Below are 19,832 nucleotides of genomic sequence, written 5' to 3'. Positions count from 1 at the left end.
CGGGATACTTCCTCGGTGCTGCCATGACCCTCATCCTCCGTGGGTTGAGAGCCTCTACGGAAGTCGGGGCGGTTCACCCGCGCCTGGTCAGCCAGGGTGTCCCAGGTCCGCCCGATCGTCGGGGTCTTGAGCACCCTGGTCAGGTAGGCGAGCTTGGAGGCCAGCTGCTCCGGTGCGGGTCCAGGCTTCGTGGTGGTGGTCATCTACGTCCCTTCAGCGTTGACCGCCCCAAGGTCGGGGCGGGGGTCGAAGTCGACGCCGAACAGCGCGTCGTAGTCCGGCAGCGCGCGGATCGCCACGACGTGCCCGTCGCCGTGGGTGCGTGTCGATCGCTGCTGACGGCGGGCGGCCAGGTCCGCGCGCAGCGCCTTGGCGGTCTCCTGATGGGCCGGGTCGGTGATCGTGCGGCCGGTGCCCCAGTGGCGGGTGTGCTCGGCGACGACCTGGCCTGCGCATTTCGCCGTGACCGTGCCCAGCGTGGCGGCGACCTCGACGAACCGACCGATCATGCGCGGGTCGACCGAGTAGTCATTGCCGTCGAGGCGCACGTAGTAGTCCCGCCCGAGCCGGACCCGGTGCGCCAGACCGACCCTGGGAGCCGTCGGCGGCAGAGCTGTCATCGCCGCCCGGTCGGCCGCCCACCGATCGACCGGAGCCAGGTTCCCGATCGAGCGCAGCGGCCGCACGTTCGCCCGCGTGGTGATCCACTGACTGATCTGGGCGTTGAAGTCACCCGGGGAGACGAACGTGCGACCGGGCAGGAACGAGGTCTCGAAGTACCCGTTGCGCCGCTCGACCAGACCCTTGAACTCCGGGTCCCGGGCCGGGGCGAGCTTGAGCCGAACCCCGATCGTCCCGACGAACGAGGTCGCCTCGATCGTCGGGCGGCCCGTGCCGCCGATCGCGGCCTCCCGGTCCCAGACCAACGTGCGCGGGCACGCGTCCCACCCGGTGACGATCTGCCACATCCCGGCCAGGATGTCTCCAGCCCGCCGCGAGGGGATCATCACCGCCGAGGTCATCCGCGAGTACCCGCACGTCATCGCCAGCACCGGCAGCACCCGCTCCTGACCAGCGCCCACCGGGATCCGGTGCGCCGGGAACCACAGATCGCACTGCGCGACCTGCCCGGGTGCGTACTCGACCCGGTCGGCCGGGTCCGGCGGAACGAACAACGGCCGCAGCTCCCGGACCCGGTCCTTCAAGACCGTCAACGACCGCGTCCACCCGATCCGCTCGGCGATCACCGTCGCCGGCATCCGCGGGAACTCCGCCAGCAGCGCCCGGATCTGCGGCTCGACCTCATCAACCAACGACCCGCGCGGACCACGCTCCCGCGACGGCGGACCGTCACCCCGCAACGCCGCACGAACCGTGTTGCGCGCCAACCCCAACCGGCGCGCGATCTCCTTGATCGAGACACCCTCGGCCCGATGCAGCCGACGGATCTCCGCCCACTCCTCCAGTGCGATCACCCCTCCAGCGTCCCGGAGGGGGTCAGTCCCAATCCGTCGTCAGAGGGTCAGTCTCAACGCGTCGTCGACACAATTCGCCCCCCTCGGCATACCTGCCGATTTGGCGGGCAGGGCGGCGCTGAGCGCGATCTCGCCTACAGAGATTGCAATTCAGCTCGGCGGCCCCGTTGTCTTCGTCTTTGTGAGCCAACGGAACATGGCGGACATCGAGCGCGGCCAGATCGATCCGCTGGATCCCAGTCCAGTTGCCGTTGCGGACCGGATCCGTCGCTGGTGGTCACTTCGCCCTTGGCTTGCTGCCTGGGGGCAGGAGCAGGCCGCGCGGCCTCTCGCGCTCGTGGGCCTTTCAGGCAGGCCCGCGTACCGGTTTGTAACCGGCGCGATAGACCTTCAGGCGATCGACTGGAGCGCCTTGGAAGTGGATGGATCCAGCATCGGCTTTCCGTTCCCCGCCGACCACCCGGCAACGGATGACCAACTCGACGCATTCCAGCTGCGGGGTCGAGTAGTCACGGGCATCGCCTTCAGTAACCTAAAGCATGAGTTGGTGCGAATCTATGGTCCGGGGGGCCTGATTCCCCGACCGGTATGAGCGGGTGTCTTCGTCGAGGCAAATTATGGGTGCGGTGGCGAGCATCTCGCGGCTGCGCAGTACCGCGATCGTCCTGCTGAGGACTTCCTCCGCTCCGGTGTGCTCCCAGAACCGCAACACGGTCCAGCCGTCGGCCAGGAGTTGCTCATTGGTCGCGCGGTCACGTACCGCATTCTTGGCCAGCTTGGCCGCCCACCAGGCGTTGTTGGCCATGGGCACCTCGCCGTGTTCGGGACACCCGTGCCAGAAGCAGCCGTCGATGAAGACCGCGACCTTGCTCCTCGTGAATGCCACATCGATGCTGCGGCGCGGAGCGCCTGGCACCGGGAAGCACACTCGGTATCGGTACCCGGCCGCGTGGAGGAGCCGGCGGGCTGCGAGCTCAGGACCCGTGTCACGCCTCGGAAGCCTGCTCATGCGAGCCGACACTTCGACGGAGCTTGGGACCGGCTCACCCGCCATGGCTCAGCCTCCAGCTCCGACCTCGACGCGTCCTATCAGGTCATGGACGTGCAGGGCGATCGCTCTTGCCAGCACGGGGGGCACGGCGTTGCCGATCTGCCTGGCGACTTCCGACTTGGTGCCGTCGAACTCGAAGCTGTCGGGGAACGTCTGGATCCGGGCGGCCTCGCGATGGGTGATCGCGCGATCGGCGACGGGATGCAGGTACCGGCCCTTCTCGGGCTTGAAGAACTCCGTGCGGATCGTCACCGACGGCCGGTCCCACCACAGCCTGCCCATGACGTCGGTGGTCCCCGTCGCCTTGTTCGCCCAGCATCGGGGAAGTAGGTCGGGTCGGTTCCGGGCGAGGTCGAAGCGGTTCCCGCCTTCTGGGACCGCTTGGTACCGCTCCAGCGACATCGGGCGGGGTTGCCGGCGGAAGTGCAGATCCTGCCGGTTCTCGTCGTCCAGGGCGATGTCGGTGATCTCCGGCATGAGGGCAAGGCCATCCAGAGCCTCCCGAACGGTGGCGTAGGGAGTGCCGTCCGCGCTGTCGGGGCCGTGGCTCACGGGTGGCGGCCATGGCACCTCCTTGAGTCCCCGGATCGCAACGAAGATCCCGCGGCGCCTGCGCTGGGGTACCCCGTAGTCGGCCGCGTTGAGCACGCCAAAGCCGTACCCGTACTCGCTCAGCACCGGATCGGACTCCATCAGCTGCAGGAGCTTCGCGAACTGCACGGACTTCTGGAACTCCGGGACGTTCTCGATGACGAAGGCCTTGGGTCGCACCTGCCTGACGGCCCGCAGGTACTGCTGCCAGAGCTCGTTCATCTCAGCGCGGCTGACGTCGTCCCGGTCCCGCCCGAGGGGCGAGAAGCCCTGGCAGGGGGGGCCTCCGATGATCACGTCCGCATCCTCGAACTCATCGAGATCCTCGATGGGGCCGGCGTAGACGGGGGTGCCGAAGTTGCGCTTGAAGGTGCTGGCAGCGGCTTCGTCGATCTCGACGGCGAAGGTCGAGCGGAACCCGACGCCAGCCATCTCGAAGCCGAGCGAGAGTCCTCCCGCACCCGCGAACAGGTCGAGTGTGCGTAGTTCGTTCATCCGTACCTCCGGCCAGCCGTTCATCGGGCACCTGCGGCTCGTCGTCCGTGGACGGCCCAACCTCGGAGCGAGTCAACCAGCAGTGTCCGACACATCATCGCTGCGCGGGCACGTGGGTCCTGCTGCGACGCGCCCCGCTGTGGACGACTCCTCCAGGAAGAGGCCTGTGGATAGTACGCCGACGGGGGCCGTGCCCTCACTCGACGTCGCCAAGCGCCTTGCTGCGGGGGACCTTCGGAGCGCTCGCCACCCACTCGTCCGGCGCCGCCAGTCGCCACCAGTGGCCATCGGCCGAGAAGGATTGGGGTCCCTCGGAGTCCGCAGGAGCCACGCGCGCGGAGACCCACTCCCCGTTGCGCGGGACCGGCAGCCCCAGCCGATTCGCAACCGCGACGTCCCACTCGTAGTGGCCCAGCACGATGATGCCCTCGCCGCCGAGGTGCTTCGTCTCGCGTGCCATGCGCGCCCTGCGTGGTCCGTCTTTCTGCTGCGCGACCGTCAGGACGACGTCCCGTCGGATGATCCGGTGCTGCACGAGGCGAAAGAGCTCGTTGATGCGCTGCTGACCGCTGCGCGCGGCGAGGATCCGCGCGACCTGGTCCTCGGGCAGGTGCAGAAGGAGGTTCTCGTCGAGCGGGGCGTCCCTCCAGAGCCAGGTGATCCGCTCCTGGCCAGCCTTGACCATCTTCCGCTTCTTGTCGCGGTTCCCCGCTCCTCGGCCTAGGTGGCGGGGGTCCACTCTCCACAAGCCGGCCGCCCAACGGCTCGCGCCGTCGTCCGCCCAGGTGAGGAGCACGAGGTGACCAAGGGACTCCAGAGGGAGCTCCCATCCACCCCGGGACATCGAGTACTTGCAGTCGACGTCGTGCCCCGCGACGGAGTAGTCCATCTTGTCGCCGTCGGCCAGGTCGAACTCCTTGCCGAGATTGATCTCCACGATCGTGCCGACGTGGGTCTTCTCGGTCTTGCGGAGGTCCGAGTACCGGAACCGCATGGTCCGCGGACCGTCTAGGACTTGGTCGAGCGACTCCCTGAGGACCGCCCCGAACCGGTCGCCGTCTGGGTCCTGACGGAGGAACCACTCGAAGACCGCCTCCAGGGCGGAATCCTGCCCAGGCGTAGGTAGCGCGTCGACGACTGACTGTGGATACCAGGTCGCGTCGCGCTCGGCGTCGAAGGGAGCGGCGCCCTCCGGCTCCGGCTCCGCGTCCGCGCGAGCTCTCTCGGCGTGGGGAAGGTCGAAGAGCGCCTCATGCTCGTTCGTTCGCACACAGCGAGAGTAGGCTCTCGGAACCCCACGGGCCCGCAACCTCCGGGCCCGTGGTAGCCCAGGTGGCAGCGCTGCCCTCAGTCCGTGAGCGATCAGTCCTGACGGGCAGCGAGCTCGCGGCTCCTCCCGCTGGCGACTTCGAGCGAGTCTTCGATCTTTAGGGGAGTACGTGAACTGAAGATCCGGTGTCTTGCCTTCGCGGCCAGAGCGCTGCGCTCGTTAACGAAGCCCGGTCACCAAGCCGGCGTCAGGGTGCTCGGCTGGACCGACGACACCGATTCGGTCCAGGAAGACGTTGCCTGCCTCGCAACTCGTCTCCGGCAGGAGGAGGCAGGCATGGCAGGCGGCGAGGTTGAGGTTGTCGAGGCCTGAGCCCCGCGATTCGGCACAGACGGGGTCGGAGGAGCACCACGCGGCACGGTCGATTGCTGCGAGGAGCACGGGGGCGAATCGATCGGTGTCGGCCAGAGCGGCGAGACCCCCAAGGCTCCCGGCCGAATCCGACGACGCGGTGTAGATGAGGATGCCCGCTTGCCCGTTTCCCGCGTAGACGCGTTCGCGGAGAGCGGCCGCCGGGTAGCCGGCGTGCAGGCTCAGCTCGCCGAGGAGCATGTGCGAGAGGGTATGCAACGCGACGCGTCGAGCGCTCACAGGCGGCGACTCCGGCCGTTCCAGGGCGAGGTCACGGTGTCGTTTGGAGCGGTTGATGAGCGACACCCGTTCGTGGGCGAATGAACTGTCTTCCCAATCGGCCACGACGTCGTCGAGGAGCCGAACGAAGATGCCTTCACCGTGGATCTCCATCGCGGGCAGCCACACCGGCGAACCGTCGGACAACGGCGCCAGTGGGCGGTCCTCTCCAGGGACGTGCGGCACGACACGCGAGAAGCCTTCGAGAGCAGCGACCTCGCGTAGCCGATCTACGGCGGAAATCTGTTCGATCACCTGCGAGAGCACATCCGGGACGTCACGCGGCTCGCACACGAAGTCGTCGAGTCGGTCCCGTGGCGCGGTCCCGAGCGTGAGCGCGCGGTACTCGTCAGCGCGCAGCTCCGCGTCAGTCGGCGGCGTCGCCTGGTAGACACCTCTCCGTCGCGCGATCACGGCGAGGACCGCTTCGGCGGTCACCCTCGGGTTGTGCGCCGCCATGCCCGCCACGACGCCGGGAAGTGCGTCGTCAGTGATGTGCTGAAGCGTGGCCCACTGCCCTTCCACGAGTGCCGCTGCCGCCGTGGACCACGGAGGTATCGAGATGGTTGACCGTGTGGCTGAGAACCAGACGTTCGAGGAGCCGCGCTGGAGCGTTCGTAGGGGCTTGTCGCACCCTTCGGGGTCGTCGGTCGGAAGCCACGGCCGCTTGCCTCGGCACGAGGTGTATCGGATGAGCGCCTGCTTGCCGAACGCACCGGCGAGCGACTTCGGTTCGACGCCGCACGAACAGCCGATGAGGATGTCGGAGAGCGATGACGAGCGTCCGAGCGCACGCAAGGTCAGGTTGTGTCGACGCTCGCTCTGGTCGCCGCTCTCGGCGCCGCGGTGCACCCAGGCGAAGTACGGGAAGTCCTCGATGTGGCCGTGCTCGCAGCATGCTACGAATCTCGACGGGACGACCTTGGTGTCCTCGCATGTCCGGCACCACGTGCTGTCGTCCTCCGCGAGTTCCCAGAGCTTCCCGAGCCGGTGACACTTGGGGCAGTAGTGCATCAGCGGGAATCGAGTGACCGGGACATCCCCGTTGCGTCGCCCGGCTAGCGGAGCGCAGAAGTGGTGGACCCCCATCGCGCGCGCCAGGCGTGGCTCGTCGATCCGCGGCGCGCTCTCGGGCCAATCGTCGATCCCCATGATCATGTAGCTGCTCTGCTCCACGGGGATGACGCTGCCGACGCCGTAGGTAGTCACCAGTTGGCTCTGGCGAGCCGAGCCGATCTTCTTAGCCACGGGACTTGCTCCTTCGCAGGAGGTAGAGAGTGCTCTCGGCATCGACGTTGCGCAGGCTCGTGAGGGTCGGCCAGGCGGGTTCCGTGACGGGGAACGCCAGGGTCAGCGACTCCCCGCCGCCGACATCCCCGCCTGCCGGGCGTATCAGTGCTCCTTCCGTCGGCGCGCGCCAGGCGACGTACTTGGTGACCTTGCCGTCGCTGAGCCCGTCCTGCCAGTGGTCGTGCAGCGCCTCGAGCGCGTCCAGCACACTGGCCGCGCGGCGGCCGTCGACGGAGAGCACACGTCGTCCGATGACGTCGGTGACGTGCTTGATGATCTCCGGGTCGACCCCGGCGCCCACAGCCTTGTCGCCGGCGGCCCGCTGATGGAGGAGCCGCGTCAGCGCAATGACCACGCCGTGCAGACCGCGGTCGACCGCCCTGGGAGCGAAGGGCGTAGCCCCCGTTGCTTCGACCTGCCGGTACAGCGCGCGGTGGTAGGGCACGAAGGACTCGTAGTGCGAAAGATCCCGGGTCCTCGCGGCGTTGTAGAGGGTGACCACGAGGCCGGGGCGCAGTCTGCCGACGCGGCTCGTCGACTGGATGTACTCCGACGTGGTCTGAGGCTGTCCCATGACGACCATCAGCCCGAGACGGTTGACGTCCACGCCGACGGAGATCATGTTCGTCGCGAGGACGATGTCGGGGCACTCCGGCGTGCCGACGGGGCTTGCAAGGCGGTCGAGCTCCTCGGGCACCTGTCCTGACCGCACCCTCGAAGTCAGTTCACGGGGTGTGGAGAGCTCGCGGGGCTCCTCGGCGTACCGCCCGGCGACGACGCCGATCCTGTCGGGAACGTCGTCGATGGACTGCATGTAGGCGGCTCCGAGGACGCGGAGGCTGTTGAAGTAGCCGAGCAGGGTCCAGTACGCGTCCCGGACCTCCGGTGGAGCGGCGAGCCGCTCAGCCCCCTGAAGGAGCGCTGCGTAGCTCCGGACGAGCAGGGTTGCGTGGCTCGTACCCGGGGCCATGACTCCCACGTACTGCCGCGTCGGTAACTCCTCGGGCGGCGCCTCGACGGCGAAGAACGAGTCCTCCGGCTCGATGCCCGGTGGTGGGAACTGCTGCGGCTCACGGTCGAATACGGCTTTGACCTGGTCGCGGGCGCGACGGATCGTTGCGGTCGAAGCCACCAGCTTGGGTCGGGCCGCGCCCGTGGCGGCGGCGTCGACGGCCATCTCGTACAAGCCCACGAGCGTCCCGAGAGGACCACTGATCAGATGCAGCTCGTCTTGAACGACCAGGTCGGGAGGCTCGACGGCGCCGTCGGTCCCGAAGATCCTCCCCGCACGCTCCTCCCAGGCAAGAAGCGCGAACTTGTCGACGGTGCCGATCAAGAGGGAGGGGCGTTCCCGGTAGACGTCCGTGTCGACGACGTGCACGGGAAGCCCGTCGCCGAACGGGCACCCTGGGCCCGGGCAACAAACGGTCATTCGGTCGGCCTTGACATCGGCGTCGTACGCGGACCCTGGCAGTGCGGTGCCGCACCAGGGGCAACGCAGCAACTGACGCGGGTTGCCGTCATCGTCGGTCAGCTCGCCGCTCTCCTGCTTGCGAAGCGCGCGGCGGGCGGCATCGACCCGGTTCGGTGTCGCGGACTGACCCACCCAGAGACCGATGGATATCGGTGCACTGGCGGACACCTCGTGGCGCCTCCACTCCTCGAGCGCGCAGATGAGTCCGGATGCACGCTCGAACTGTTGGAGCGTGAGCAGGCGCAGTGTGTAGCGCATGATCACGGCGACTCCTCCGCCCGCGCCCTTGGTCATGCGGAGGCGCCTCAGCGCCAGGGTGAAGGCGATGAGTCCCAGGTATGCCTCCGTCTTGCCACCGCCGGTCGGGAACCACAGAAGATCGGCGACCTCCCGTTCGTCCGACTCGGGCTCTGCGATGCCTGACAGGCTCAGGAGGATGAACGCAAGCTGAAACGGGCGCCAGTGCTGCTCGATCGCGTCTGGCGCGGGCAGGTGACCGCGGATCATCTCCTGCCGGGCACGCTGTTCCTGCATCACGCGATTCATGACCCTGAACGCGCGCGAGGCGTCGGGATCCCGGTCGAGCAGGTCGATGCCACCTCCGATCCGTCCGGCGGCGGTACGCGCGTCCTGGAGGTGTCGCCGGGCGACGTCACGGAACTCCTCATCGATCGTGTCGAGTCGCTCCTCCTGCTCGCTGATCCACGCCTCGTATGCGTGGAGGAGCCCGCGAAGCGCGGAGCGATCATCCGTGCCGGCGAGCGTCGTCATGCCCAGGGGAGGGACGTCTCGCCGCTCCGCACGGGAGACCCGCAGGTCGTGGTGAGGGAGGAAGGTCGTCGCCAGGCAGTTGACAGCGCCCGCATCGTCCCAGTCGACCGCGCATCCGTGGCCGACCGAGATGCTCGTCTTGTCGCGGAAGAGAAGGTCGGACGCGGCATCATCGAGGTCGCCTCCGCCCCGACGTCGTGTGACCCGCTCACTGAAGCGGCCCACCGGTGCCGTCGCGACGATCTTGGGGCGGAACCAGCACCACTCGTCGACAGGACCCGACGCGGGACGAGGGAACTCGTTGACGAGCACGGCGGTGATGCCGACGACTCCGTCGACCGGCTCGCGTACCAGGACGCGGAGTGTGAGTCCCGTCGCGACCGGGTGGATGGCGGGACCGGTCACACTCGCGTCGACGGTGCACTCGATCTCGTCGCCCGTCACCAGGTTCCACCGCACCGGGGCGGTGGTGCGCCCAGTCGCACCCGCTCCCACTTCGGCGACGTAGCGGTCTGCGGCCGCTCGCAGCACAACCGTCGGTGTCTCGTCGGGTACGACTGCGAACGTGAGACCCATCGACGAGGGATAGCGCATTCGGGAGAGATCGACCCCGGGGTCGTAGCCACCGTCGATCGCAGTGCCCGATTCCTCCTCGGGCACCGCGCCCGAGTCCTCGATCAGCTCATCGGAAGCCGGCCGGAGAATGCCGACGATGAACCGATCGAGTGGCGGCTCGTCGAGGATGCGGTCGTCGGCACTCCCGAGGAGATCCTCGGCCAAGGCGGTTCTCATCGCCTCGCGCGCCTCGTACCACGGGTCCAGATCGGTCACGTGTCCGCCCTCCATCGAAGTTGCAGCAGACCTACGGCCCGTACCGACAGCCACATGCCATACCGGCCGACGGGTCCCGGCTCGGAGCGCTGCGGCTCGCCAACAACGGTTGCGATCGACTCGACACGTGCCCCGAGGAGCGCCGGCCAGGCAAGGGTCGGCGGGCGTCGGGTACTCGGTGGCCCGACACGCGCGGCGAGCTCGCGCCCGAAGTGCTCGCTGGTCGCGCCGATCTCGACGCCGCGGTGCAACACCTTCCAGATGGGCACCATCAACGTGCTCCGCATGTGGTCCAGCACCAGATCCAGCGGATCCCCTTGCTGGACCCGCAGCCGCAGGTGCTCCTGGACCGACTCCCGGTCTTCTCCCGGTGGGACGCTCCGGTCGAGGTCATCTCCTCGCAGTTCAAGTCGATACGTCTCCCAAGGAGACTTGCCACCGACGTACCACCGGCCGCTTCTCCGGTCTATCCGCAAAGCCCAGTGCGTCGGGCCATCCATCCGACAGAGGCGCACGCGCGCCCTCGTGATCGCGACGTACGCCAACCGGGTCGCCGCCACCACGTCCTCGTCCTCGCGTGCCTGGTAGCGGGAGAGGACGACGGTGTCGAACTCCAGTCCCTTCGCGCGGTGGATCGTCGACACGTACTGGCCGGACACTTCGGACGCGGCGATCTCAGGGGGTAGGGCACCGCGCGCGAGCCGTGCGGCAACTGCGCTCGTGTCGATCGTCCCGCCGCGTGGTCGCACCACGCCGCGAAGGTCACGCCAACGGGCCGCCGCCACCTCGTCGTCGTCGTGCGCCGCCAGGAGTTCGTCCCTCGTCCAGGTCGGTCGCCCGGGCAAGGTCTCCGCGACCCAGCGGTCGATGACCGGCTCGCGTGCGGGTCGCCGAAGCGTCGCGCGAACTCCGCGTTCCCACAGTTCGTGGGCGATGAGTAGGGCCCGACCGTTGTCGGGCGCGAGCACGGCCGAGGTCTCGCCAGGAAGGGTGAGAATGGGCGGCAGCTCGTCCAGTTCCATCGGCACGAGTGACTCGACGAAGCCTCGCACGGTGTCGCGGGCATCGCCGAGATTCGCCGCAGCCCCCTCCCGAAGGCCAGCAGCGCGGCGCGCCTCGCGGGTGGATGCGCGGTAGTTCCCGGTGAGTCTGCGTTCGACCACCTCCGAAAGGCCGGTGGCGCGCCGGAGGAACTCGTCGTTCGTCGTCGCTGACGGTCCATCGAGCTGGAAGTCGTAGATGGCCTGCGCGGGGTCACCCAAGAGCGTGAAGCCGGCGTCGCCGGGCACCTGATCGAGCAGGGCGAGGAGGAAGTCCGCGCGGATACCGACGACGTCCTGGACCTCGTCCACCACCACGTGCGCCATGTCCCCGGCAGGCTCCCAGAGACCACCGAGGAGGGCCCCGGTGGCGCGCTTCACCCGATCGTCGAAGGACATGCGCCCGACATCCTGGTCGGACGTCTCACCGACGATCCTTGCGGCGAGCGCGTCGAGAGTGTGGACGGCCGCGCCTGCTTGGACGTCCGCGGTCCTCAGGCGCCGCTTCACCGCCTCGACCGCCGCCCGGGAGAAGGTCACGACCAGCACGTCCAACCCCGGCTCGAGCTCCTCATCCACGACGAGGTGCGCCAGGAGCGCAGACACGACTTCGGTCTTGCCGGCACCCGGGCCGGCCACCACCAGCTGCCGCTCGCTCGGCGCGACGGTCGCCGCCGCGTTCTGCTCTGCATCGAGTGTCGGGGCCGTCACGAGAGCCAGATACTCTCGAAGTCGCGGAACGCAAGGCGGTCGCCGAAGTGGTTGAGGTTGTCCTCGACGTCGACGATCAGAACGCGATCGGATCCGCCGTTGCGAGGACCGCGAAGCCCGCGACCGACCATCTGCTGGTAGACGTTCGGGCTGAACGTCGGTCGGCAAACGTACACCGCCCGGACACGCGGTGCGTCGAATCCCTGGGCGAGGACGCCGTAGTTGGTGAGGACCCGGATGCGCCCCTCACGGAACTGATCGATGTAGTGGCGCCTGGCCGAGGTGTCCGTTCCGGACGAGATGGAGACCGCTGGGACGCCCCGGTAGGAGAGGATCGCCGCCAACGCTCGGGCGTTCTCGACGGAGGGTGCGAAGAGCAACACTGTCCAGTCGTCCGGAAGGTCGAGGATCGACTGGACGATCCTCTCGTTGCGCTCCCGGTCGTTGCCGAGGTCCTCCTCCGTGCGGGCGGGGAACTTGTTGTTGTCCGCGATCTCGCGGATCTCGTCGTCGGTGAACTCGACGCGAGCACCGGCGACGGTGCGGCGGTCTATCTGGGCGAGCACCCGCAACTTCTGGAGCTCCAAGTAGGGCTTGTCCCCGAGGACGTCCCGATCTAGGAGGTTGCTGTCGTACCTGCGGACCAGCCTCTTCGTCTCCTCGTCCGACGTGCCCCGGTAAGGGGTCGCGGTGAGGCCGAGGAGGAAATGCCCGGTCCGGGTGCGGCCACCTCTCCCGAGCCACTCGAGCAGACGCGTGTAGCGGGGCGACACCGACGTGTGCGCCTCGTCCACCACGACCACACTAGGCTCGCGCAGCCACTCGTAGCGCTCGCCGTCGCGCGAGAGGATCGAGTCGAGCTTGGCGTCGATCGCGATGACGACCTGGGTCCCCTCAGGTTCCTCCTCCGCATCGTTGGAGCCCCACAGCCTGCTGAGTGTCAGTGCGTGGGCCGGTCCGATGGCCCGCCAGACGTACGCCCAGCTCTGGGCTGCCTGCTCGCAGAGCTCTTCGGACTGGGCGATCCACATGACCGGCCCCGGGAGGCGGCCTGCGGCGATCTCTTCGACGAGGGCCTGGATCGTGACGCGGGTCTTGCCGGCCCCGGTCGGGAGTGACACCACGCCGCGCTCCGGCCCAGACCCGCCGAGCAGAACTCGGATCCTTTTTGTCACCACTTCTTGATAGTCGTGGAGCGGGTCGAGACTCACGGGTCCGTCGATCACTTCGCGGGCAGGGGCCGACCGCGTGGAGAACCCGGCCCACTCTTGAGGAAGGCCGAGCTCGGCGACCCAGCGCCGCTCCTTCTGCCGCCCTGAGAACTCGCGCGGCGGATCCAGCCTCTGCTCCTCGAGAACGCTGCGGAACGCCTTCAGGACCCCGATGCCGTGGACTGCCAGGACGAGCCGGGCGAGGTCTCTCGGAAGAAGGTCACCCTCGCCGAGCGCATCGAGCGCCTGTCGGGGGACCTGCCGCCGGAGGTTCTCGATCCCAACCGCCTCGACGAGCGCGTCCTCCGGGCTCTCGGCCGCGGCCGCCCTGATCCGCTTGCGATGGTCAGACTGGGCAGACTCGGCCATCTGTTCCAGGACTCGCGCGATGCCCCGCTCACCCAAGTCGAGCTTGAGGGCACCGGAGACCTGGCGGAGGACCTCGGCCGGTGAGCTGGCCGTCACGAGGACCCGATCCCTTTCGCGGTGGACCGCGATGTTGCGAGCGACTTGGCCCTCCGGCGTTGCGACCAGCCGAACCAGGCGTGAGCACCTGACCAGTCGGATGTCCCGGTCGTCCGGCGCGAGGTTCGGGTTGAACGCGAGCGGAGGGAACTCCTCGGTGAGGAAGGCCGGTTCACCGGTCTCATCCGCCACAAGTTCCTGTCTGAGGAGGTCACTGCCTCTGGCGAGTCCCCACCTCTCGATCATGTGGGCCGCATCCTCGTCGGTACCGAGGTAGAGCGTGGGCACCTGGGCCTCGAGGAGGGCCTCGTACTCAGCCAGTTCCGACGTGGCGCCGACGTTCTCACGCTTGACAGCACGACGGCGCGGCCCGACTCGGACGACGAGTTCCTCCGGAACGGCGCGCTCGGACTTCCACGAGAACCACGCGTAGAACTCCGCTCGGCGGTCGTCGTTCTCCCAACCATCGGCGATCGGCTTCAGGAATGACCAGTCCGCGTCCGCCAGGCCATCGACATCAGCGCGGACACCGATCTTGGTGGCGTTCTTCTCGGACAGCCCTCGGGCGACCGGGAGCACGTCCTCGGGAACGCCGTCGCCCGGCAGCACTGTGCGCCGCGGACGGAGCGGTCCGAAGCAGGTGTCCACGAGACCGTGCTTGTGCACCATCCAGATCTCCGGGGCGATCACCGAGGTTCGTCCGTAGCTCGCGACGGTGGCGTGTCGAACGGTCCACGGCTTGACAAGCCCGCGACCGAGGATGGCGTTCGTCATGGCGAGCCTGCCCTCCGGTGACAGGTGCTCGATGAGGTCGAGCGGCCACAGGGTGGCCGAACCCGTCACGGTGAGGCTGTCGGCACGAGGGGCGCTTCCGGAGGCCTGAGAGATGAAGTGGTCCTTCATCGCCTGTTCGTACGGCGCCCTCCAGCGTTCCAGCGGCGCGTCCTCCCGCCACGCGGGTTCGCTCACCGCGCCCAGTTCACGCAAGAAGTCCATGTCGTCCGCGTGGAACCGGGGATCGACGAGGAACTCGCGGTCGCGCGAGCCGTCCGCGGGAATGATCGTCCCGGGGAGGAACACCTCGGCGAGCGTCTTCCACGTACCTGCAGCCGTTCGCACGCGCACCCGGGTCTCGAACGGTCGCTGTAGTTCTGCGTCGAAGACCTCTTTGGCGAACTCCGCGGGCAGTTCCTTCGTCAGCGTCCAGATGCGCTGCCATCCGGCGTCCGTTCCAGCGGCGTTGACTAGGAGGTGCTGGAGTTCGCCGCGCTTGTCGTGGAGGGCGATCCCGAGCGTCTGAAGTGCGTCGGCCACGCCAGGCCGGTGGGCGAGGTCGTCGTCCACGAACACCTGCCCCGCGTCGTCCTCGCTCGCGCGGACGAAGATCTTCCCCCGGACGGGGCGCGCGAAGGAGCCGTCCTCAAGGCGCAGGACGCGCGCTCCCCGGATGGCTGCCTGAACTTCGGCGTTGTCGGGGATTGCCCGAACCATGTGCGCAGCGAGCATGATCGCCGCCTCCGAGGCGTCAGTCGATCCTGACCGGACGAGCACCTCGAGCCACTCGGTGATCTCTGACGGCCCTTCGACCTCAGGCCCGACAAGTCGCCGCGCCTTCGCCCGGCGCTCGTTGGAGCTCACGGTGGCGGGGTGTGCCCACTCGTCGAGTGGGGCGAAGCCGGAACCGATCCACTCGTCGATCCAGTCCTGGCGGAGCCCCTCGGCCAACAGCTTGAGACGCGATGGCGTGGCCGGTCGGCCGGAGCAGTCGGGGAGTGACGCCGTCTTCTGCAGCGCCTCGATGACCGGGGTGTTCAGGATCCGATCGGCCCAGCTCCGCCATTCGTCGCCGCGCGCGGGGTACACGTCAAGGACGAGTCCCGGATTGGTGGAGTCGTGGAGGGCTCCAACGTTGGCGGCCACGAGGGTGGGGAGAGCTTTGGTGAGGAGTTCCCGGTTGAACTCACCCTCGAGCAGCGTCCGTCGGTCATCACCTAGTTGCCACGGCGCGTTGACGATGCCCGAAAGCGTGGTCAGGGCATCCGTCGGGAAGTACGCCCAGAAGACCCCGATCCCGGGCCGCGGCCGTCGAGGCACTGCCCAGGCGAGATCGACGACGTCTCGTCCCGCGAGGCGGCCCGCATCACGCAGAGCTTCCTTGCTCGGCCGCCATGAACTCCGGAAGACGCGCCACTCCTCGCGGCGCGCCCCTTCCACCACGGTGGAGAGCCCCGCAGGACCGCGCTCAAGACCGACGGAACGATCCAGGATCCCGGCCTCCGCCTCGGTGTCCACCAGCCGAAGGGAGTGGACGTGGTCGGAGAAGAGCAGGAAGTAGGCCGGGAACGCACGGATGTCCGCTGCGAGCTCACGGCGACGCGCTCGGACCGGGAGGACGACGACCGTGCTGGCCCAGGTCATCAGGTCCTGGAGTACGGGGTCGTCGTCGGCCGCAGCGACCGGGTCGATGACGGTGGCCAACCGCGTCATCGGGTAGCGCGGGGCCAGGAATCCGGCGGCCCGGATGACGGCCTCCGCGGCCGCAGCGTCGAACGCAAACGAGACCGACCTGCTGTAGACCTTCGGCTCCGCCGTGACTGCAAGCACGGACTTGAACCCGATTCCGAAGCGTCCGATTCGCTCGTCGTCCTTGGGCGACAGGTCGGACGCCATGAGCGCCCTGACGCCGTCTTCGGTGAACGGCTCGCCGTCGTTGGCCACGTAGAGATGGGTCTTGGTGAGGCGCACCTCCACCCGACCGCCGCCTGCTCGCGCGGCGTCGACGGCGTTCTGAAGCAGCTCGTAGAGCTGTCGACCGCGGTATCCGCCTTCGGCGATGCGCAGCTCGTTGTTGGCGTCCTGCGCGATGCGGCTTGGGTCCTCGCGGTAGACCGCAAGACATGCTTCGGTCTGTTCGAGCACAACGCCCGCTAGCGGGCCGTCGCCCCTGCTCCAGTTCAACGGGACTCCCTGTTCTTGGCTTTAGCGTGTCTTGCTTGGGGTGGGGGTGAGCGCCACGCCGTTGAACCACTCAGCGCTTCCGTCATCGAACTCGATGTAGAAGGCGGGGTACAGCTTCGTGCCGAATCCCCGCTCATACTCGGTGCTGACGTCGGCGACGGTTCCGACGCTGTGGAACGACAACGTGTCGACCTTGACGCGCAAACCGACCTGGAGAAGGGCCGGGTCCACCCCCGCCCCGATGCCGGTAATCACGGCAGCAACTCCTAATCGTCGGCGCCCCACCGTCAGGCGCGCTTCCGGAGCTCGGGGCTCCTGATGTGATGGTTCAAGAGGCTTGTCGGCACCTGCAGGATGCTCGCGGCCGCTTCTACTACGCGACGCGCGGTGCGGTGCGGTGTACTCACCACTGCCAGCGGCACGAAGCTCACGATCCACGTGTCGCCACTCACGCCGTCTGCGCTGGTGAGTATCCCCAGGCACGCCCATGACGCCGGCCCCACACCTGCATCGCTCCGCCATCCAGCCTTCAAAGGCGCCCGTGCCGACGCGGGGAGTTTGTTGCGGAGGACGCCGGTGGTGGACACGCCAGCAACCAGGAGAGGTCTCGCCCTTGTTGGCGGCGCGCCTGGCCTTGAGATCCTTCGTGCCAGTTGCGCGCCCGTGATTGCGGAAGAGGAGCATGGCAGGACGAGCGGGACCACCAGCCGTCTTGACCGCGGTCAAGAGTCCGTGTGCGCCGTCGGTGTCGGCGCCCCCACCCTGTCTCGCGAGAACTTCGGGGTATGCGCCGACAACGTTCTCCACGGCCGACTACCGCACCCGGAGTGAGAAAACCGAGTCGACCACGCACAGTGCCAACGAGTCCGGGGTGCTGCGATGGCGCTTCCAGGTCTCCAACGGCCCGAGCCTGCGCTTCACAGCCCCGACAGTGAGTTCCGCATCCGCCATTGGTCGCGCTCCCGCCCAGATTAGGTGTGCTTCTGATGCTAGCCGCGCGGGGTGACATGGGAGCCGCTGCCAGGGAGTGAGGCATTGTGCGACCGGGACACTCACCGCCGGGAGCGTGCGAGGTCCTGGGCTGCACCGTCACCACGAGCGAGACCAAAGAAGCGTGGAACGCGTTCTTCGCCGACCTGGTCGCCCGCGGCCTGGGCGGGGTCAAGCTCGTGACCTGCGACGCCCACGCGGGCCTGGTCCAGGCCATCGCCGCGAACCTGCCCGGGGCGACCTGGCAGCGGTGCCGCACCCACTACGCCGCCAACCTCATGTCGGTGACGCCGAAGAGCTCATGGCCGGCGGTCAAGGCCATGCTCCACAGCGTCTACGACCAGCCCGACGTGACCTCGGCCCAGACCCAGTTCGACAAGCTCCTGGACCACGTCGCCGGCCCCCTGCCCGCGGTCGCTGAGCACCTCGACGCCGCTCGCGCGGACCTGCTCGCGTTCACCACCTTCCCCAAGGAGATCTGGCGTCAGATCTGGTCCAACAACCCCAACGAGCGACTGAACAAGGAGATCCGCCGCCGCACCGACGTCGTCGGGATCTTCCCCGACCGCGACTCCGTCAAGCGCCTGGTCGGCGCTGTCCTGGCCGAACAACACGACGAATGGGCTGAAGGACGCCGCTACCTCGCCCTCGACGTCCTACACCGCGCCCGACTCGACCTCATCACCACACCGACCCTGAAGAGACCGACCAGCCCCTCGCCCTCACCGCCTGAACAGAACCTGATCACGCCGAAGCGCTACACCACGTCCAGGGACTTGACCGACCGTCCGCTCGTCCGCGTCGTGAGCCGACCCCCGCCATTGCGTGTGGTCGGCGTGACCCGATCGTTACGAGACGGTGGCCCCAAGCCCCTTGCCTGCGAGGTAGATCTCCGGCTAACCTCGGGTTAACCCTTTAAGTGAACCCTTTAACCGGAGGCACCGTGTCGCTGCTGTACCGCCCCCCCTCTGGCTGGGTCGGGGACGTGATCCCTCACTTCCACGACGGGGAGTTCTGGCTGTACTTCCTGCACGACCAGCGGGACCCCGCCGTGGGGATGCCCTGGCGCACGGTGCGCACGCGTGACTTCGTCCACTTCGAGGACGGCGGCGTCGCGATCCCCTCAGGCGGCCCCGCGGCGGAGGACTTCAACGCCTACACCGGGTCTCTCGTGACGGATGACGGCCGCGTTCACCTCTTCTACACCGCACAGAATCCCGAGCGCTGCGATCCGGTCACCGGCCAGCCGTACCAGCTCGTCGCGCATGCCGTCAGCGACGACGACATGCGTACTTGGCGGAAGCTGCCGGAGGAGACCTTCGGTGCACCGGACGGCTACGTGCTGGGCGACTGGCGCGATCCGTTCGTGTTCCGCGTCTCGGCCGACGAGCCGTGGCGCATGCTGCTCGCAGCACGTTCCGCGGCTGCACCTGAACGACGCAGCGGCCTGATCGCCCAGCTTCGGTCGACGGACCTGCACACGTGGACAGTCGATACGCCCTTCTGGGCACCGGACCTCTACATGGCTCACGAGTGTCCGGACGTCTTCACGGACGGTGACCGGTGGTACCTCATGTACTCCGAGTTCACCGAGTCCTTCGCCACGCGCTACCGGGTCGCTCCGGGGCCGGACGGACCCTGGGCGGTGCCGAACCGAGACACCGTGGACGGTCGCGGGTTCTACGCGGCGAAGACCGTTGCCGGCCTCGGGCGGCGCTTTGCGGTCGGCTGGATCCCGAGCAAGGCGGGTGAACGCGACGACGGCGCCTGGGACTGGGCGGGCGACATGGCGGTGCACGAGGTCGTGGCGGAAGACGACGGCCAGCTGTCGTTCCGACTGCCGCAGTCGATCGCTGACGCCTATGTCTCCAGTGCGGATCGCACCTGGCGCCCGGTGCTGGGTGACTGGGAGCAAGAGCGAGAAGGGGTGTCGGTGAGCGCGCCGGATGGCTACGCCGCGTCACACACGGGGCCCCTGCCCTCCGAGTGCCTGCTGAGCGTGGACATCGAGCTGGCACCGGGCACCTCCGCTGCCGGGATCGTGCTCCGCGCGGGACCTGACGCTGAGACCGGGTATCGGATTCGTCTCGAGCCCCGCCGCGGTCGTATGACCTTTGACCGATGGCCCCGCCTTCGCACAGGCCCCATGCAGTGGCAGATCTCCGGAGACGTCCCCCACGCCGTCGAGCTGGAACGCCCCGCCGACCTTCACCCCGGCCGCCACCACCTGGATGTGCTGGTGGACGGCACCTGCGTCATCGCGTATCTGGACGGCGCGGTGGCAATGAGCGCACGGATGTACGACCACCGCGACGGTGGGTTGGGTCTCTTCGTCCAGGAGGGGTCTTCATCGTTCACCAACCTCAACGTCCTCACCCGGCACTGAACCGCGACACCCATTGAAGTTCTCAACGAGGAGGCATCACAGATGAAGCGAAGGTTCTGAACCGCCCCGGCGTGTCCGGAGACTTCAGTCCTTGGAAGGGTTGGGATCGGGGTCATGTCGAGTGGTGCGTCCA

The 19,832-nt window shown here is 68.1% G+C and carries 11 protein-coding genes and 2 pseudogenes; 3 read left to right on the top strand and 10 right to left on the bottom strand.

Translation table 11 applies throughout. From position 1 onward, the window contains the following. Nucleotides 1–203, bottom strand: a pseudogene (locus FZ988_RS18820) (hypothetical protein); the annotation flags it as partial. Beyond that, entirely contained in the window at nt 204–1,475 is a 1,272-nt protein-coding gene (gene istA, locus FZ988_RS18250; RefSeq protein WP_149205479.1) for an IS21 family transposase, read from the bottom strand. 196 nt (nt 1,476–1,671) lie between these two features. Between istA and FZ988_RS18655 the strand changes: the two genes are divergently transcribed. Further along, nucleotides 1,672–2,067, top strand: a complete 396-nt coding sequence (locus tag FZ988_RS18655) for a hypothetical protein (protein WP_188079181.1) — start codon at nt 1,672–1,674, stop codon at nt 2,065–2,067. On the opposite strand, the gene FZ988_RS18245 is transcribed toward FZ988_RS18655, so the two are convergent. From FZ988_RS18245 to FZ988_RS18210, 8 genes are all read right to left on the bottom strand, one after another. Next, nucleotides 2,008–2,484, bottom strand: coding sequence for a very short patch repair endonuclease (locus FZ988_RS18245; protein ID WP_223145194.1), 477 nt, complete (start codon nt 2,482–2,484; stop codon nt 2,008–2,010). The two genes, FZ988_RS18655 and FZ988_RS18245, sit on opposite strands and share 60 nt — an antisense overlap. A gap of 48 nt (nt 2,485–2,532) precedes the next feature. After that, on the bottom strand, nt 2,533–3,636 hold the full coding sequence (locus tag FZ988_RS18240; RefSeq protein ID WP_223145193.1) for a DNA cytosine methyltransferase: 1,104 nt from the start codon (nt 3,634–3,636) through the stop codon (nt 2,533–2,535). A 172-nt stretch (nt 3,637–3,808) separates the two neighbouring features. After that, on the bottom strand, nt 3,809–4,711 hold the full coding sequence (locus FZ988_RS18235; protein ID WP_425458015.1) for a NaeI family type II restriction endonuclease: 903 nt from the start codon (nt 4,709–4,711) through the stop codon (nt 3,809–3,811). A 390-nt stretch (nt 4,712–5,101) separates the two neighbouring features. Beyond that, the gene (gene drmB / locus FZ988_RS18230) at nt 5,102–6,820 is read right to left on the bottom strand and encodes a DUF1998 domain-containing protein (protein WP_188079179.1); all 1,719 of its coding nucleotides are present in this window, start codon (nt 6,818–6,820) and stop codon (nt 5,102–5,104) included. After that, on the bottom strand, nt 6,813–9,938 hold the full coding sequence (locus FZ988_RS18225) for a helicase-related protein (protein ID WP_223145192.1): 3,126 nt from the start codon (nt 9,936–9,938) through the stop codon (nt 6,813–6,815). Before FZ988_RS18225 ends, drmB begins: the two co-directional genes overlap by 8 nt. Next, a complete protein-coding gene (locus tag FZ988_RS18220; RefSeq protein ID WP_149205474.1) occupies nt 9,935–11,689 on the bottom strand; it encodes a UvrD-helicase domain-containing protein in 1,755 nt (584 codons plus the stop codon). The genes FZ988_RS18225 and FZ988_RS18220 overlap by 4 nt, the downstream gene beginning before the upstream one ends. Continuing rightward, complete coding sequence (locus FZ988_RS18215) at nt 11,686–16,323, bottom strand: sacsin N-terminal ATP-binding-like domain-containing protein (protein WP_149205473.1); 4,638 nt, start codon at nt 16,321–16,323, stop codon at nt 11,686–11,688. The genes FZ988_RS18220 and FZ988_RS18215 overlap by 4 nt, the downstream gene beginning before the upstream one ends. A 21-nt stretch (nt 16,324–16,344) precedes the next feature. Next, on the bottom strand, nt 16,345–16,578 hold the full coding sequence (locus FZ988_RS18210; RefSeq protein WP_149205472.1) for a DUF7245 domain-containing zinc-binding protein: 234 nt from the start codon (nt 16,576–16,578) through the stop codon (nt 16,345–16,347). Between the two features lie 806 nt (nt 16,579–17,384). Here FZ988_RS18210 and FZ988_RS18205 point away from each other — a divergent pair. Together FZ988_RS18205 and FZ988_RS18200 are read left to right on the top strand one after the other, a co-directional pair. Continuing rightward, nucleotides 17,385–17,996, top strand: a pseudogene (locus tag FZ988_RS18205) (IS256 family transposase); the annotation flags it as partial. A 260-nt stretch (nt 17,997–18,256) separates the two neighbouring features. Further along, entirely contained in the window at nt 18,257–19,699 is a 1,443-nt protein-coding gene (locus tag FZ988_RS18200) for a GH32 C-terminal domain-containing protein (RefSeq protein ID WP_149205471.1), read from the top strand. Nucleotides 19,700–19,832: the final 133 nt, after the last annotated feature.

This window comes from Actinotalea subterranea (genome assembly GCF_008364845.1).
Lineage (GTDB): Bacteria > Actinomycetota > Actinomycetes > Actinomycetales > Cellulomonadaceae > Actinotalea > Actinotalea subterranea.
The sequence above is the reverse complement of the archived record's forward strand: the minus strand, read 5'-3'. Positions and strand labels throughout refer to the sequence as shown.